Below are 15,607 nucleotides of genomic sequence, written 5' to 3'. Positions count from 1 at the left end.
TGACACTTTAAGAAATGTTACTTAATAATGTGCTCTTCACCATCAATCACTATTTCCCATCCTGGATTCAAATAATCTGATTTCACTTCTGCATAATGAAGTTTCTTATGGCAAAGTGGGCAAACAACTAGCAAATTCCAGCTCTGAAGTGTTTCTGGAGCTTTTTTATTTAACTCTATCATATGGTGAACTTCTGCTTACTTTTCTCCATCTTTTTTCACAAATCCGGGATATCCACAAATCGGCTCTGTAGAAATCCTCTAAATTCTGTTTTTACCCAAAAATTATAAAAATAAAATTGTAAAAATGCTCCTTAATTTTTTTGTCCACACAAAAAACAAAGGAGCAATTGCTATTGTCATCAAATAAGTATATTAAATTTATTGATCTCAGTCTTAAAACGGTTCAGTCTTCCAGACTGAACCTTTACTCCTGCAAATATTCCAAACGTGTTTATACTCAACATCAGCTTCTTGTTCTTGTTTTATTGAAGGAGTATATAAGTACAGACTACCGTGACTTTGTAGAACTTGTTGACCTCATGAACAATATAAAGGAAAAACTTGACCTTGATAAGGTTCCTCATTACACTACTCTTCAAAAGTTTGTGTCCAGAATTCCCTCTTCATTGTTTAACCTAATTTTGTCAAAAACTCTAAAACTATTTTACTCACATGGAGAAAAAGTTCTCATTACGGCAATTGATGCAACAGGATTTACGAGTTCTTATGCAAGTCATTATTATTCTAAGAGAACAGGGAAGCTCCGAAGGAGCTTCCTTAAAACTTCAATATCAGTAGACACTATTAAAAAAGTAATATTAGGATGGAAAATTAGCCAAAAAACAGATCATGATGTCAAGCATGCAAAGACTCTGATAAGACAATCAAACAAGTCAAGAAAGTCTCAATGTTATGTGATGGATAAAGGATATGATTCCGAAGAAATTCATACTCTAATAAGAGAAGAGATAAAAGCAGATTCAATAGTACCTTTGAGAGAAAGAAAAAGAAAGAGAATAAACGGAAAATATAGAAAACAATTAAACAAAGACTTTGATAAGATCAAATACAATAGAAGGAATATAGTAGAGACAATAATATCTGTTGTAAAAAGGAAATTTGGAGAAACATTAAGAGCAAGAAAGGTTAGAAATCAAGTAAAAGAAGTAAAAGTTAAACTAATAGTCTATAATATAAACAAAAAAGTAATACAATTATTATGGATTAAATTAAGGATTTCTACAGAGCCCACAAATCATACACTTATATCCATATTTTTCTTTAATAGCATTAGATAGTAGAGAAGGTCTTTGTATTAGCTTAATGACAGTCTCTTTGAACTCAGGAGTATTTCTATATTTCAAGTCTAACTTTTGTATTACTTCATCGTAATCCAGGGTTTGTCCTTCTTTAAATTCTTCAGAGAAGATACCAGGATCATATGCATAAGTGGTTGTAGGTTCGTTTATCCAATTAAGCACTTTTTCTTCATCTTCAGGCTCAATTACAGCAAAAGTTTGGACTGCATCGTAATTTTTTGAAGTAACTTTTATATCGTTTATATCGAAAGGCTCCACAGATCTCACGTTTTTCCCGTTTATTATATATCTCCAGTGCTTACCCCAGATTTTGTCGCTTAGATTATTTACATCTTCTTCACAAGAAATATAATTCATTATCCATCTTATTGGCTTTTGTCCAGGCAACAACGTGCTTTTGGTTTGAGCTATTAATATTATATCGCCTGGTTTGACATAATGTGGCTTCCCATCTGTAGCATGCTTTGCGTTACTGAGAACTCCTTCCATAGTTTTAGCTGAGTTTTTGAAAAGTAGCATATAATACGAGGAAACTTACTAAATTAATAAGTCTTTTGGTTTTTTTAGAGAGAATTATAATAATGATATTATAGTTAGAGATTAAAGGATCAACAAAGAGAGTTGATTAATAGAAAGGTTATTTTATAATAAATTCATCAACTATATTCAGTTTATAAACTTTTATTTCCGCAAGTTAGTTCAATTTCCAATAGAATATTAAATTTCGTGAACCATTATTCCTGTAAAAAGTCTAGAATAGATACCATTAACCAATAAAATAATTCTTAAAACTTCCACTCATAACTAAATCAAAAAATTTATTAACTCTCTCGCTAACTATCTCCTATAATGAATACTGTGTGGTTCCCACTCCTCAACGACCCCAAATTTCTCAAAGAACTCTCAACACAGGGTCACTCTAAAGAAAGAAACTTTCCCAAATATAAAACCAGGCACAAACTAAAACTGCAAGGTCGCACTCCAAATTACCTTTCAATTGATTTTTTACTCCTTACAGTCTAAGAGCTAAGGGACAAAAACTATTTTGTAATAAGGACTGGAAAAGGTAATTTTGTCATTTTTGATGAAAACCGGTTTGAAAAACCCTATTTAGATCTGGACTTATCCAGGGCAGAAGAACTGGATTATGAAATCCCGGAGAATTTCGGACATCTGGAAGATGCCTTTAAGGAAAATCTGATTGAGAATTCTTCTATAGAGCATTTATGGTTTTTAGGGGTCTTTAAGCAAATAATAGGCAGATAAGTTCGGAAAACGAGTATTATATCGGTCCGAGAGGAGGTAAAAGATCTGCTTTTGACGTCTATTTCAAGGATAAAAGGACACAGGAAATCATTAAGATTTTCAGGTATGAAGGGATGGAAGACCTGGACTACTCGATATTTACGGAAAATTGTATTTATTTCTTTGAAGGGAAGAATTTTCCAGACGGGAGAGGCGGCCTGGATCTCGGCTGGCAAAAAGTTATTTTTCCGGCAAGCAGGTTCAGAAAATATTCAAACAAAAGATTGATTCCCGGATATTTCTTGAAACTGGGGACAGTGATTTATTTTGCCGTATTCCCTGATATTCAGTTCTATAACGGAGGGGTCATTCTTAATGATGAAAAGCAGTTCACTCCGCAGCACATTTTTAAAATAGATTTAAAGAAGTATTGACGTTTATTATTTGATCCTTTTTGCTTACACGGGATGAGTGGATCAAACTTATAGAAAGTTTCATTTTGTCTAACAGCTAACACTCGGATAAGCTTAAGTGTGACGTAAAAACTTTAACCCGGGGGAAGTTGAAGGTATACGCCCATTGCTTAAAAAATATATTTCTCCAGAATTTCACTTTTCAAGAACTTCCCAGTGGCTGCCTTTAGCTTGGACTAGATAAATTATATAGTAGGTGTATACTTCTCTTAAGCAAAGAAAATCTAAGATTACATCAAGATCGCTTTCACCTGTTTGTTCCCCTCTTACATATGACCCGAAAACTCCGAGATAGCTCACGCTGTACTTTTCTCTAATCTCCGGCAGATGTTGCCTGAGTATTCTTATGAAATGGTCAACATCTTTAAGTTGTTGGGAAGGCATTTCTATTCTTCTTATGTTTCATTCTTTATTTACTAGATAAAAATGGCTACTTTATTATGATTAATTGACTTCATGTTATCTGGCTTTTCTGCTGTCCAGCCTTTTATACAAAATATGCATTCTAACTAAAAAGAGTAATAGCTGCATGAAAGTATCGGAAGGGAATTCGAATGAAAATTATGCAACGATTTCGTCAAAGCTTAACTCTCAAGCCGCTAAAGGATGCAAGAGCAGTTTAGATTCATGGAACTTTTTCATAACTATGTCAATTTTTCTTGAAACCTTGGGAGTGTAGTATGCTTCTCCACAGTTCTCACAGATATAGGCAGAACTCTCAGAATTCTGAAACACGGGTTCTTTTAGGAGACTACCTGATCAATAACCAATACAGCAAATTGTGTATCATTATAAATCTCTACTACCATAATATAATTTAAAATAATTAAATTAATTGCTATGCAGCTATCTATTTTTTCCAGACGCTAAATATTTAAATAGCTGGTCAGGTTTTTATGTAGATGGCATGAATATAAGCGGGTTACAGATACCTATATCTAATTCTATGTCTGAATTATAGGTGTAAACTCTTAAACTATAATTATAATGTTTCAGAACTCGATATTCTGCGTCTAAATTATGGGCATTCGCTATAGAATAGGCATTTATATTAGAAACAGGATTTAGACTCTGTTTATATCCTTATCTCAATTCACAATTACATTATTTCCACACCACGCAAAAGAGGCTTAAACTTTGGAATTAAAGTTCAATCTCAAGGCTTATTTTAAAACAAGTGCAGACCCCACTCCTGCAAAGGACGCCATAGCTGCGCTTTTCGAAGAGGCAAATAAGACCCTTCTCACAAAAGGGGCGCCTGAAGGGCAGGGAGCAAAGGTTACGGAATGGAAGCTCGGGGAGGATAGGATCGAGCTTGCAATTGTATCCGGCAGGTATGTCAGGGTGCACGATGCGATCTTCAGGCTGAGGAAACAGTTAGCTGAGGCTCTCGGGAAGAAATACAAGATCGGGATTCGCGGAATCGAGGTTGAGTCCTTTATCATTCAGGTGCCGGCTGAACGCGAGCTCAGGATGCTGAAGGTACCCTACATAAAAGGCATGGAAAATATAGAAGGTGGGATTCAGCTTGAGCTTGAGGTCGGGGAAGCTGAGATGAAGAACCGGGTGCCGGACAGGATTCTCACGCTCCTTGAAGAGAAAATCGAGGCATTGCAGTACGGGGCAAAAGCAGAGCACTGGAATTTGCTCTGGCAGAGAGAGCCTATGGAACACCCTTTCAAGGAAGACCCGACCCAGGCAATGATGAAAGAAGGCTGGCTCAAGCGAGGTGCAAGCCGTGGGCAGTGGATCCACGGGCCTCAGTCCACAAGGATCTTCCGGACTTTCGAAAAGATTGTCTTTGAAGAGCTTCTTGAGCCTCTCGGATACAGGGAAATGATTTTCCCGAAACTTGTTACCTGGGAAGTCTGGATGAAGTCCGGGCATGCCAAGGGCGTATACCCTGAGATATATTATATATGCCCACCACAGACAAGGGACCCCGATTACTGGGAAGAAGTTGCCGATTATTACAAGGTCACCCATGAAGTGCCCACGAAACTCATAAAGGAAAAAATCGGAGAACCCATCGGTGGCATGGCTTATGCCCAGTGCCCTCCTTTCTGGATGTATCTGGCAGGGGAAACCCTTCCAAATGATGAAATCCCTGTAAAGGTCTTTGACAGATCAGGCACCTCACACAGGTATGAGAGCGGTGGAATCCACGGGATCGAAAGGGTGGATGAGTTCCACAGGATAGAAATCGTATGGATCGGGACAAAGGAAGAGGTAATTAAGTGCGCGGAAGAACTCCATGAACGTTTTGCACATATCTTCAATGATATCCTGGATATTGAGTGGAGAAAAGCAAGAGTTACCCCCTGGTTCATGGCACAGGAAGGGCTTCTCGGGCTTGCTGAAGAAAACACTGTGGGAACTACAGATTACGAAGCCTGTTTGCCTTACCGTGGCCCTGATGGAGAGTGGCTTGAGTTCCAGAACGTGAGCATCAACGGAGACAAGTATCCCAAAGGCTTCAATGTCAAACTCCAGTCAGGAGAAGAACTCTGGTCTGGCTGTTCTGGAGTCGGGCTTGAAAGATGGGCTGCGGTTTTCCTCGCACAGAAAGGACTTGACCCTGCAAACTGGCCTGAGGAATTCAGAAAGAGGGTAGGTGAAATGCCGAAAGGTATCCGCTTCCTCTAAACTTCTTCTTTTAAACTTTCTCATATCCCTTTTTTAGATAATAGGCAGGAAGCGTTTCTGACCGATTTGTTTATATACTGAAATGATGTGTATAGTGAGCCATTAACTAGTTAGATACCGCTAATTTCTGAGGACTTCTGGCATTTCCCGGATCATATTTTTGATTATCAGGAACCTTTAGCTGCCGGAAGATAGGGGACGGGTCCAGTTCGGAAGCCTGTGGAAGCTCGGAAATTTATCTCGAAAGGGAGACGATAGTGCTGAAAGCACCATAAACTGCGCCGAGCAGCGTAAGATCTGTGCAAACGCGCTGAAGGTCATTCATTATCATTGATTAAGGAGAAAGCTCACCTGAGCATCCGGAAGAAGAAACTGAAAGGCTTGAGGGCCGCAGGACAAAAGCAGCATACAAAACTGCACAACAACACCTATAAAATAAAAAATATAAAAATAAAAATGAATATCACTTCGGAGGAATCACTTGGCAAGAAAGAAAGTACAGAGGAAGATTGACGGATGGAAGTCCAAGGAATGGTATAATATTGAAGCCCCCGTTTATTTAAACAGGGCTATTGTCGGCAACACTATGGCAGGAGACCCTTCCCTGCTCGTAGGGCGCAATATTGAAACCACTGTTGGGGAACTCACCAACGATATAACCAAGAACAATACAAAGGTCATCCTCAGGATCAACAATGTCGTCGGAGATGTCGCAACCACAGATCTTATGGGTCATGAACTCACAACCGACTATGTCCGCTCAATCGTGAAGAGACAGACCTCAAGGATAGATGCAAACATCGATGTCACAACAAAAGATGGCTATGTCATCCGTGTAAAGCCCACCTGCTTCACCATCAAAAGAGCACGCTCAAGCCAGATTAAAGCTATCAGGGAAATGATGGTCGATATCGTCCAGAAGCGCGCATCCGAAACCGATTTCGAAACCTTTATGCAGGAAGCAATCCTTGGCAGGCTCTCAGCAGCCATTTACAGGCAAGCCAAATTCATTTATCCGCTCCGCAGGGTCGAAATCAGAAAAACCCAGGTCAAAACCGTGCCTGCACCTGCACCCGCACCTGCAGCAGCATAATTTCGTTCCGGTTTAATACAAAGAAGCAGGAGAAAATCCTTTCGGATTTTCTCAATCTCTTTTCTCAATCTCTTTCTCAATTTCTTACTAATTCTTTTAGTGTGATTTTTATTACCTTTTATCTAATGTCTATTTTTCTGGTCTCTTCTACACGCCGGCTTTTCAGGTTTTTTACTTATTTTTTCTCATACCTGCAGCCGATAATTTTGAAGTTTTCCCACCTATCTTCCAGTATTTTCTACCTTCTTTGCAGCGCCGGTTTACACAAAAAACCTCTTCAGTGCTTTGATCACCTTCTTCTTTTAATCTGAAGAGCTTCCAGCCGCAGCTCTCACAGGTTCGGTCAACAAGGGTCAATTTTCCGGTTTTGGGGACTGAGTGGGTATACCCGCAGCGTTTCGTACAGCCCAGGAATCGGGTATCTTTATAGGTGATCAGGAACATGCTTCCGTCACATTCAGGGCAGGGGCCGACTGTTTCAGGAGGATAGCATTCTTTTTCAAGGTCGCAGGTAAAGCAGGGACCTATGCCCACAGCCCAGTTATACTTGTTTCCGACTTTCAGGATAGCGGCTCCTTCCTTCTTGCATTCTTTACTCCTTAACACGGTCAGAGCCCCGGCCTTGGGCAGGGGATAGGAATTCCGGCAATCAGGATAGCCTGTACAGCCCACGAAACGTCCCGATTCCGTCTGTACTATCCTGAGCACGTGCCCGCAAGCTTTACATGTTCCTATGTAGTTTTTTTTGTCCTCAAGGGCAGCTTCGTCTTTTATCGTACCTGCTATGCTTGAGGTCAGTTCCTTTTTGTTTGCTTCAAGCTGGGCGTACATCTCCCGGATAAGGGCTGTGCCTTCCTCAAGGGCGGCTTCGAATTCTTTTTTCCCGTCTTCGACTTCCTGGATTAAAGCCTCGATCTTTGCTCTTATATCCGGCCTGACAAGAATTGGGACGGTAAGAGAGAGCCCTTCCATAAGGGTAAAACCCGTATCCAGGATAGAAATTGTTTTTCCCTTTGTCTCGAAATACCCTCGCTTCTTGTTTGTCTCTATATGTGTAGGAGCTGTTGCCTTTGTCCCAATTCCATTTTTGTCCATAAGGGTCAGAAGTTCGGCTTCGGTCAGCTTTTTAGGAGGGCTGGTTTTGGATTTTGTGTTGCTTAGTTTTTTTATGCCCACTTTCTGGCTTTCTTCCACAAACGGGAGAAGCTTATCCTTCTTATTTTCAAAAGGATACGCTTCAAGCCAGCCCTTGTCCTTGAGCACGGTTCCCGATGAGTCAAAGGGTTCTTCCTGCACAAGCAGGTGAAGATGAGTTTTTTCGAAAATTGCTGCCGGCATAAGATTTGCCAGGAAATGCCTTGCTATAAGGTCATAGACTTCAGGAGCCTGAGGGATGTTTACTGCCGAGCTTACCTCTCCTCTTGAGGCTGCCCTTATTGGGTGGATAGGAGGATGGTCATGTGCATCTTTTTCTCCATTCTTCGGAGCAATCGGGGCTATAAGTATACTCTCTGCAAAAGGTTTGTACTCCTTCTGGCGTGCAAAATCAAAGACAAGAGATTTGAAATCGAAGTCATCGGCGTACTTGTTAGTCTCGGTCCTGGGATAACTGGTAAACCCTGCAAGGTAAAGCTGTTCTGCAACCTCAAGGGCAAGCTCAGGGCTTATCCCGAGGTACTTGGATGACCGTTTCAGGAATTCGGTAGTATTTAATGGATTGGGAGGGCTGGTCTTTGCTTCCTTCACCGTTTTTTTCGCGACCACCCCTTCTTTTGCTCCTTTCAGCCGCTTGAAAATCTCAGCAGCTTTTTCCTTGTCATGAATATTTCCTGCTCTGTGAGTACCTTCGAAATCTCCCCCTTCTTTTCCGCCTTCTGCCGAGAAAATAGCGGTTATCTTCCAGAAGTCCTTTGCCTGGAAAGCCCGGATTGCCTTTTCCCTTTCGTATACAAACCCGCAGGTAGGCGTCTGGCAGGGGCCAATTGAAAGAATATCTTTTGTCCTGGCTTTTTCCCTGACAGAAAGCGTGACAAAACGAGTAAAAGCAGCTCCCATTTTCAGGTCAAGGATCTGCCTTGCTTCGGCAGCCATTGCCATGTTATAATCTGGGTCTACCAGATTCTCAAAGGCTTTTTTTACCTCTTTTGGGGATAGGGCTGAGAAGCGTGCCCTTGCGATCGGTACACCTGTCACTTCCTCGGCAAGCGTTTTGGCCTCGAATCCTATGTTTTCTCCTTCCCTGTCATAGTCGCAGGCAAGCACGATCTTGTTCGCTCGTTTTGCAAGGGTTTTTACGGCAGTAGCGTAGTCAGCTCGCGTTACAAGCTTCTCAGGGTCAACCTCAAGGAGTACACCCGGGTTGACATCATTCCATTTATTATACTGCTCCGGAAAATCATAATTCATAATATGCCCGGACAGTCCCATTACCAGCCATTCTTCCCCTTTCCACTTAAATTCGTATACTGGCAGCCCTTCCACTGTAATTCTCTCGACTTCCCCTTCACCCAGGATGCTGGCAATCTGGGCTGCTGCCTTATTTTTTTCCGCAAATGCTACAACTGTCATATAAAATACCCTGATTCTGTTCTTGAGATAGCCTTCAGACCTAAGATAGTGTAAATTAAGAAATCTGTAAAAAGTAATAATCGAATATATGATTAAATGCGTAAGTTAACACATAAACAAATATATAATTGAGTAATAATCAAATGCACAGGTGAATAATGAACTAATGGTTAACGATATGCATAAGAGAATGCATAGTGATGGCCGTAAATGAGTTTGTAATAATTTTCATAAGGAAAAACTCAGGAAAGCTTTCCACACTTTCTCTCTTTTTCTTTTTGTATATCATCGCCGGCTAAACCAGATTGTCTTGGTTTAACTATACTGACCCTGTTTAATTGCACCTGTAGGTTTAATTATTAAACCAGATTAATTATATCAAACTGCTTAATTATATTGGATCGGTCCAATTATACTGACTCGATTTAATTTTATTGATTCAATTTAATTTTATTGATCTAATTTAATTCTACTGATTCATTTTAATTATACAGACTATCTGTAAGACTCTTTACTTTATGAATAATATCTGCATTTTTCTCTCTGTTTTCTTGCTATACAATATGCTAAAAAATATGTCTACATTATTTATATATTTGTCTGTTTATACATAATAAACGACTTCCCAGACGTGAAAAGATATATATCAGTTCACTGTCTGTTCTACTCTGAGATTAAGGAGCATCGAGTTAATCTTTACGCTCAAGCCTCTGGTCGGATTGTAAGATATGAGAATTAATTGCAGTCAAGATTATTCATGCTATCGCGATGTGTTTTTGTCAAATGTGTTTTTATCAATACACTTTAATTAATATTAGATTATAATTGCCTTATTCACCTCACAATCTGGAGTAACAATGACACTGATGGAAGATGCGAAGAGAGGAATCATCACCCCCGCAATAGATGCCGTGGCAAAAGCTGAAGGAATAGACCCTGAAATTGTCCGCTCCTGCGTAGCAAAAGGGTTGATAGCCATCCCAATAAATAACAGGCGAGAGATCCGTCCTGTCGGCATCGGCAAGTACATGAGCACAAAAATCAATGCCAATGTGGGAACTTCAAGGGATTGCATAGACATTGACGCCGAAATTGAAAAAGCAAAAACTGCAGAAGCTTTTGGCGCTCATGCAGTAATGGATCTTTCCACAGGCGGGAACCTGGATGAGATCCGTACCCGCATCCTGAAATCCGTTAATATTCCTGTCGGGACGGTTCCGATTTATCAGGCTGCAGCTTCCAGAAAAGTTGTTGTGGAGATGACCTCGGATGATATGTTCAATGCCGTCCGGAAACACGCCGAACAGGGTGTGGACTTCGTAACCGTGCATGCCGGAGTCAATTTAAATTCCCTTGAGCGCCTGCGCCAGAGTGAGAGGATAATGAACGTTGTAAGCCGGGGAGGCTCTTTTACCCTTGCTTGGATGTTGCACAATGGGGAAGACAATCCCTTCTATGCCGAATACGATTACCTCCTTGAAATCGCAAAAGAGTATGATATGACCCTGAGCCTCGGAGACGGCATGCGTCCCGGCTGCATTGCCGATGCTTCCGACCGCCCGAAGTTTATGGAATTTATTACACTCGGCGAACTTGTAAAGCGGGCAAGGGCAGCTAATGTCCAGACCTTTGTGGAAGGTCCTGGTCATGTGCCTCTGAACGAGATTGAGCTGAGTGTCAGGGGCATGAAGGAACTCTGTAACGACGCCCCCCTCTACCTGCTAGGTCCCCTCGTAACCGATATTGCTCCAGGATTCGACCATATTACAGGCGCAATAGGGGGCGCAGTTGCAGGTATGCATGGCACGGATTTCCTCTGCATGGTAACTCCGTCCGAACATCTTGCCCTTCCAACTCTCGATGATATAAAAGAGGGCCTGCTCGTAACAAAGGTTGCAGCCCACACCATTGACCTTATAAAAGAGGGCCCGAGAGAACGCGCCTGGGAAAAAGACCTGGCAATGGCCTATGCTCGCAGGGATCTTGACTGGGAAAAGCAGTTCGAGCTGGCAATCGACGGCAACAGAGCCCGAAAAATCCGGAATGCCAGAAAAACCGAGAGCGATACCTGCTCGATGTGTGGGGATCTCTGTGCCTTAAAAATTGTAAAGGAAGCTTTTGATGGAAAGAAAAAAGGAGAATGAGTTTTTCTCAATTCTTTTCTATTTTAGTTCTTCTTTACTTCATTTTATCTCATATTATCTCTTTTTTAGATCTTTCTAATTCTTTTTTAGATCTTTTTAACTATTCTTTAGATCTCTTTAACTCTATCTTTAATTTTTAATTCTCATTTGAATCTTTTTTAATCCTTTTTCAAATTTGCTGTCTGAAAAATAAAGCTCATTTGATAGATGGAAAACATGTTCGTTGTCTGAGCGAATAAACCTCAACCATATGATGAGGGTGGTATCTCAGCTTTGCCTTTCGAAGCCCGTCGATGCCGAGATCGCTTTCGCGATTGATATACTCCACCTCACTGGCAAGAACTGCTGCGGTCTCGGTATTGATTACCTTGTAGATTCCTTCATATTCAGGCAGGCCTTTCTCAAAGTGGATTAGTGCCGTATTAGTGTTGAGACGTTCAAAAAGAGAGATAGCTGCTACCTCTGAATCTACCCTTATCATAAGACCTCTTAGGAGCAGTTCGGTGAAATGTTTTATCGCGTAAGAGATTGCTTCTATCTCGTGGGCAAGGAAGAGATTATCCTCGCACTTTTTGCTCTCACACCACTTTACCAGGAACTCCATTATCTCTTCCCGGTTTCCGGGTTTTATCGGCTCGACCGTATGCCGGTATTTCTTCCGGAATTTGTTAATCTGGCTGCGGATCTTGAGATATTTTTTTCCCGGAAGCTTCACAAGGTCGGAAGCCCGGTATACGTACTCGAAGTGATTGAGATCTGGAGCCAGCAAAAGCTCAGGCTCAAGTCTCTTAATCCACTTTGCAGTCTCAGGGTCAATCCGTATAAGGGGCTTCTTATCGTCGCCTATATCAAGTGCGAGCCGTATTACCTCCCGCATGAGTTCAGGATTGCGGGGACCGATAGGCGGATGCAGCCGGGTCACTCCTGCGGCAGTACACGCAAGAATCACGTTTCCTTTCACATACGCATACCTGTGATGCATAAAACTGTTCCAGCAGACCATGCTCGTGAAAGTATAATCGATATGAGTTTGCGGGTAGAGCGTATAATGCCGCTCGAAAAAGGCCCGATCTGCAAGTGTAACCGGTTTGAAATCTTCCTGACAAAGCATTTTAAACAAGACTTTTTTTGCTATTAAATAAATTTTTTAATTTCAAATTTATTTTTTGTTGATAAAAACCGTATACAGTTGATTACTCTTACCCTTGAGGTAATAAAATTTTTACTAAATATTTCTTTTTATGAAGGTTTACGATGAGGTTTACTTTAAAATTGAATTGGAGTACTATCTTCAAGCTAACAAAGGTTGCGTCCTTAAGTTAAGATCAGGCAAATTCAATCTCAGCAAACCTAGTGAAGCTATCTTAACCATTAATTTAATAAAGGAATCAAAAATATCCGGGAATGAGATAAAAAAGAAAATAATGGAGCAAAATTCCGTTTGAAAATCCGAAATTACCGGTTTTACGGTCTTTTTTTCATAACTTCTTTATCTTCGTAGGAAAGCCGGCGATCTATATCGAGGATATTTTCGTAATCTGTATCGAGGATATTTTCGTAGAACCCGAATTATGGGGAAAAGAAACAGGAAAGCGATATTTCTTCACTGTGTGAAGCTTGCAAAAAAGAAACTGCAAAAGAGTGAAATGGGCAGTCCCTTACTGGAATCCTGCCAGAAAATTTTATGAACATCCTGGAGGAAGCTCTATTGAAGGCTGGCATATCTACAGACCGGATGCTGATAAGTTCGAGGATGTCCTTGAAAAATAAAAAATCGATCTTTTCTAGCCCTGACCGTACTACTTTAAGCCCTGCCTTTTTATAGTTGGTTTCAGTAGGTCTGAAATCAAGGTGACATTTTCCAGCTCAGGTAACGTCTCCCTGCTGGACAAAAGAATGCCGTTCGAGATGTTCAATCCTTTTTTCAAGTTTTTCTATTTCTTGCAAAATATCTTTTCTCGCCGCTCCTTTACCCTGTTCAGCACCTGGCTCTTTTCCTCTGGTTTTTTCTGCAAATTCCTGAGCTAGCTGCATAAATTTGTCCAGTTTCATGACAGGGAAGGTCTCGAACCTGCACAGCCCAATAAAAGGCATCACTGATTCTGCATACGTTTTTTCGTCCTTAGATTCATAAATTACAAATGTGCGATAGCCCGTAAGATCGGTCCATTCATCAATTACTTTTATGCCCTTCGGGTATTCGTAATTCATATAGAATTCCGCAATTTTTAAAGAATCTTTCGGCTCCCAGGTAATAATATCCATTAGCAGCATTTCGTTATACCCCACGTAAAAAATGATCCAGATCCTCTCTTATTTTTTCTTCATTGATTCGGAAACAGATTAAAAAGTACATCTGGCAAAGTTAAGTATCGTTTCTTTCCAAATAGCATATACTTTTAGGAACAAATATTCAGGAAAAAAGGTTCAGGAAAAATCTTATTTTTAAATCTGTATTTAAAATCTCTATTTATATTCTTTATTTTGTTTTTCCGATTAAGTTTACTCTCAGGTTTTTCCTGTTGGAGTAAAAATATACGAGCTTTTTGAGTTAAAAAACGAGAATCTGGATCACTTTTGTCTTCTATCCGAAAGTTCACTTCTTTAAGACCTGAACATAATTATCTATGTATACATTTTTGGGTACTGTTCTTATTGCAATGTAGATAAGAATGGGAACGATTACCATGTCGTCAAGATGTCCAATTACGGGTATGAAATCCGGTATTAAATCAATCGGGAATACTGCATAGCCTATGGCTATCCATAACAGTATTTTTGCGCGCCTGGGAGTTCGAGGATCTGCATATATAAGCTTGCACAATTCTATGTACTTTTTTGCATTAGTTTTTATTTCTTTTAGTTTTAGCATAACTAACAATAGATACAAAATTCATTGTTTATAAATAATTATCTGTATTATTAATAGTATATAATCATTAATATGTAAAAACAATATTTGTTCATTTATGATAGCCTGATTTAGCTGAGATCATGAATTTTAATCAGAGCGTATACACGCGTTAATCTATTCAAAACTAATTTTTCATTACTCAAAATAAACAGCAGGCTGGAATAACTTACATAGACTGATCTGGGATAAGGCCTAGTTTGTGAGATTTAGGTGGCATTTCGCCTAAATTCCACTCCCCAGATCAGTCGGCTTGAACGCAAATAAAAACAATCAGTTTTTTCTGCTAATCTGTCCTAAATTCTGAAAAAAGCTAATCTAAACATATAACTGCATACCTTCTAAAAATAGTACCAACGTTCCTTTGTTCATCTTCGAAAAATTTATATTCTGCTGATCTTTATATGTCCTAACTTGCTTTCTGCACGCTTGTAACAGGAATATCAGCGGAAAACGCCAAAAAATATGTGCAAACAAATTGCTCTATTCGAAAACAGAAGCAGAATAAGGCTTTTTGAAACCCTATTACAAAACAGCCCTCTGCAAAACAGTGATCGAGACAATAAAAACATGGAGAAAAACATATGACGGGAAATGAATATGACTGGGATAAGGAACTTAAGCCAGATATGAAGTACTATCGCGGCTGGCATTTGATAGCTCTGATCATTCTTATGCTTGCTAATATATATCTAGAAATTAAATGGCTTTTCTTTAGTTAAATATCACAAAACTGATTCAAGTAAAACAAGGATTGAGACTTGCTATCATCTCTAAATTCTTTGAAGCTTCTCTTAAGAGAGCTCTATTTGAAAAACAGCTCCCAGGAATACGAGAATGAAAATATAATCAGTAGGAAAAATCTTTTTAGAAATAAAATCTTTTTAGAAATAAAATCTTTTTAGAAATATTATTTTTCTTTTCTTTAGATTCGATTTTATATCTTTACTATGGTGCACGTTTATGCCAGTTATTTATAAAATAACATATCCTAATGGTAAAATATACATTGGGCAGGACAGGACAGATAGCATCAACTATTTTGGAAGTGCTAACAATGATCTCATTGAAAAAGATTTCTCCAAGGATCAAAAAAGAGATTTTACAATAAGGAAAGAAATTTTAATGGGAATCCGAAACTTCTTCTATCGAAGAAATTAATCGAATGGAGATAATGTTCATAGAAAAGTTTCAATCAAATGATCC

Annotated in this window: 16 protein-coding genes; 9 read left to right on the top strand and 7 right to left on the bottom strand. The window is 39.7% G+C overall.

Annotated features, from left to right (window positions below; genetic code table 11):
* Positions 1–17: 17 nt before the first annotated feature.
* On the bottom strand, positions 18–182 hold the full coding sequence (locus tag AOB57_RS02100; protein ID WP_167829509.1) for a hypothetical protein: 165 nt from the start codon (positions 180–182) through the stop codon (positions 18–20).
* Between the two features lie 173 nt (positions 183–355).
* Here AOB57_RS02100 and AOB57_RS02095 point away from each other — a divergent pair, with 173 nt between their 5' ends.
* Complete coding sequence (locus tag AOB57_RS02095) at positions 356–1,300, top strand: IS5 family transposase (protein ID WP_167829508.1); 945 nt, start codon at positions 356–358, stop codon at positions 1,298–1,300.
* On the opposite strand, the gene AOB57_RS02090 is transcribed toward AOB57_RS02095, so the two are convergent.
* Positions 1,232–1,810 carry a hypothetical protein gene (locus AOB57_RS02090; RefSeq protein ID WP_054299975.1) on the bottom strand — a complete coding sequence of 193 codons (579 nt, stop codon included), beginning with the start codon at positions 1,808–1,810 and terminating at the stop codon, positions 1,232–1,234. The genes AOB57_RS02095 and AOB57_RS02090 overlap by 69 nt on opposite strands.
* Positions 1,811–2,700: 890 nt before the next feature.
* On the opposite strand from AOB57_RS02090, the gene AOB57_RS02085 reads away from it, so the two are divergent.
* Positions 2,701–3,000, top strand: coding sequence for a hypothetical protein (locus AOB57_RS02085; protein WP_054299974.1), 300 nt, complete (start codon positions 2,701–2,703; stop codon positions 2,998–3,000).
* Positions 3,001–3,174: 174 nt separating this feature from the next.
* Here the strand turns inward: AOB57_RS02085 and AOB57_RS02080 are convergent, their stop codons facing one another.
* Positions 3,175–3,423, bottom strand: a complete 249-nt coding sequence (locus AOB57_RS02080; protein WP_054299973.1) for a nucleotidyltransferase family protein — start codon at positions 3,421–3,423, stop codon at positions 3,175–3,177.
* A gap of 753 nt (positions 3,424–4,176) precedes the next feature.
* On the opposite strand from AOB57_RS02080, the gene AOB57_RS02075 reads away from it, so the two are divergent.
* Entirely contained in the window at positions 4,177–5,685 is a 1,509-nt protein-coding gene (locus AOB57_RS02075) for a serine--tRNA ligase (protein ID WP_054299972.1), read from the top strand.
* Positions 5,686–6,166: 481 nt separating this feature from the next.
* Complete coding sequence (locus tag AOB57_RS02070; RefSeq protein ID WP_054299970.1) at positions 6,167–6,778, top strand: 30S ribosomal protein S3ae; 612 nt, start codon at positions 6,167–6,169, stop codon at positions 6,776–6,778.
* A 171-nt stretch (positions 6,779–6,949) separates the two neighbouring features.
* Here the strand turns inward: AOB57_RS02070 and AOB57_RS02065 are convergent, their stop codons facing one another.
* Positions 6,950–9,346: a DNA topoisomerase I gene (locus AOB57_RS02065; protein WP_054299969.1), complete on the bottom strand. Its 2,397-nt coding sequence runs from the start codon at positions 9,344–9,346 to the stop codon at positions 6,950–6,952.
* Between the two features lie 857 nt (positions 9,347–10,203).
* Between AOB57_RS02065 and thiC the strand changes: the two genes are divergently transcribed.
* Positions 10,204–11,490: a phosphomethylpyrimidine synthase gene (gene thiC, locus AOB57_RS02060; protein ID WP_054299968.1), complete on the top strand. Its 1,287-nt coding sequence runs from the start codon at positions 10,204–10,206 to the stop codon at positions 11,488–11,490.
* A 196-nt stretch (positions 11,491–11,686) separates the two neighbouring features.
* On the opposite strand, the gene AOB57_RS02055 is transcribed toward thiC, so the two are convergent.
* Positions 11,687–12,601, bottom strand: coding sequence for a DUF2156 domain-containing protein (locus AOB57_RS02055; RefSeq protein WP_054299978.1), 915 nt, complete (start codon positions 12,599–12,601; stop codon positions 11,687–11,689).
* Between the two features lie 130 nt (positions 12,602–12,731).
* On the opposite strand from AOB57_RS02055, the gene AOB57_RS02050 reads away from it, so the two are divergent.
* Together AOB57_RS02050 and AOB57_RS14790 are read left to right on the top strand one after the other, a co-directional pair.
* Positions 12,732–12,935, top strand: coding sequence for a hypothetical protein (locus AOB57_RS02050; RefSeq protein ID WP_054299967.1), 204 nt, complete (start codon positions 12,732–12,734; stop codon positions 12,933–12,935).
* 196 nt (positions 12,936–13,131) lie between these two features.
* Positions 13,132–13,260, top strand: a complete 129-nt coding sequence (locus tag AOB57_RS14790; RefSeq protein ID WP_264371720.1) for a hypothetical protein — start codon at positions 13,132–13,134, stop codon at positions 13,258–13,260.
* Positions 13,261–13,356: 96 nt separating this feature from the next.
* Here the strand turns inward: AOB57_RS14790 and AOB57_RS02045 are convergent, their stop codons facing one another.
* Positions 13,357–13,779 (bottom strand): DUF3303 domain-containing protein, encoded by a 423-nt coding sequence (locus AOB57_RS02045; RefSeq protein WP_226999600.1) that lies wholly within the window; start codon positions 13,777–13,779, stop codon positions 13,357–13,359.
* Between the two features lie 307 nt (positions 13,780–14,086).
* Positions 14,087–14,362, bottom strand: coding sequence for a YkvA family protein (locus tag AOB57_RS15000; protein WP_054299977.1), 276 nt, complete (start codon positions 14,360–14,362; stop codon positions 14,087–14,089).
* A 623-nt stretch (positions 14,363–14,985) separates the two neighbouring features.
* On the opposite strand from AOB57_RS15000, the gene AOB57_RS02035 reads away from it, so the two are divergent.
* Entirely contained in the window at positions 14,986–15,123 is a 138-nt protein-coding gene (locus AOB57_RS02035) for a hypothetical protein (RefSeq protein WP_167829507.1), read from the top strand.
* Positions 15,124–15,364: 241 nt separating this feature from the next.
* Entirely contained in the window at positions 15,365–15,562 is a 198-nt protein-coding gene (locus AOB57_RS02030; RefSeq protein ID WP_226999599.1) for a GIY-YIG nuclease family protein, read from the top strand.
* Positions 15,563–15,607 lie beyond the last annotated feature (45 nt).

It is taken from the genome of Methanosarcina flavescens (assembly GCF_001304615.2).
In the GTDB taxonomy this organism is placed as follows: domain Archaea; phylum Halobacteriota; class Methanosarcinia; order Methanosarcinales; family Methanosarcinaceae; genus Methanosarcina; species Methanosarcina flavescens.
Note: the sequence above shows the minus strand (reverse complement) of the source record. Positions and strands in the feature narration are given on the sequence as shown.

Coding starts and splice junctions, on each gene's coding strand:
- AOB57_RS02100 (WP_167829509.1), bottom strand. CDS start 182: ATGATAGAGTTAAATAAAAAAGCTCCAGAAACACTTCAGAGCTGGAAT.
- AOB57_RS02090 (WP_054299975.1), bottom strand. CDS start 1,810: ATGGAAGGAGTTCTCAGTAACGCAAAGCATGCTACAGATGGGAAGCCA.
- AOB57_RS02085 (WP_054299974.1), top strand. CDS start 2,701: ATGGAAGACCTGGACTACTCGATATTTACGGAAAATTGTATTTATTTC.
- AOB57_RS02080 (WP_054299973.1), bottom strand. CDS start 3,423: ATGCCTTCCCAACAACTTAAAGATGTTGACCATTTCATAAGAATACTC.
- AOB57_RS02065 (WP_054299969.1), bottom strand. CDS start 9,346: ATGACAGTTGTAGCATTTGCGGAAAAAAATAAGGCAGCAGCCCAGATT.
- thiC (WP_054299968.1), top strand. CDS start 10,204: ATGACACTGATGGAAGATGCGAAGAGAGGAATCATCACCCCCGCAATA.
- AOB57_RS02055 (WP_054299978.1), bottom strand. CDS start 12,601: ATGCTTTGTCAGGAAGATTTCAAACCGGTTACACTTGCAGATCGGGCC.
- AOB57_RS02050 (WP_054299967.1), top strand. CDS start 12,732: ATGAAGGTTTACGATGAGGTTTACTTTAAAATTGAATTGGAGTACTAT.
- AOB57_RS15000 (WP_054299977.1), bottom strand. CDS start 14,362: ATGCTAAAACTAAAAGAAATAAAAACTAATGCAAAAAAGTACATAGAA.
- AOB57_RS02035 (WP_167829507.1), top strand. CDS start 14,986: ATGACGGGAAATGAATATGACTGGGATAAGGAACTTAAGCCAGATATG.
- AOB57_RS02030 (WP_226999599.1), top strand. CDS start 15,365: ATGCCAGTTATTTATAAAATAACATATCCTAATGGTAAAATATACATT.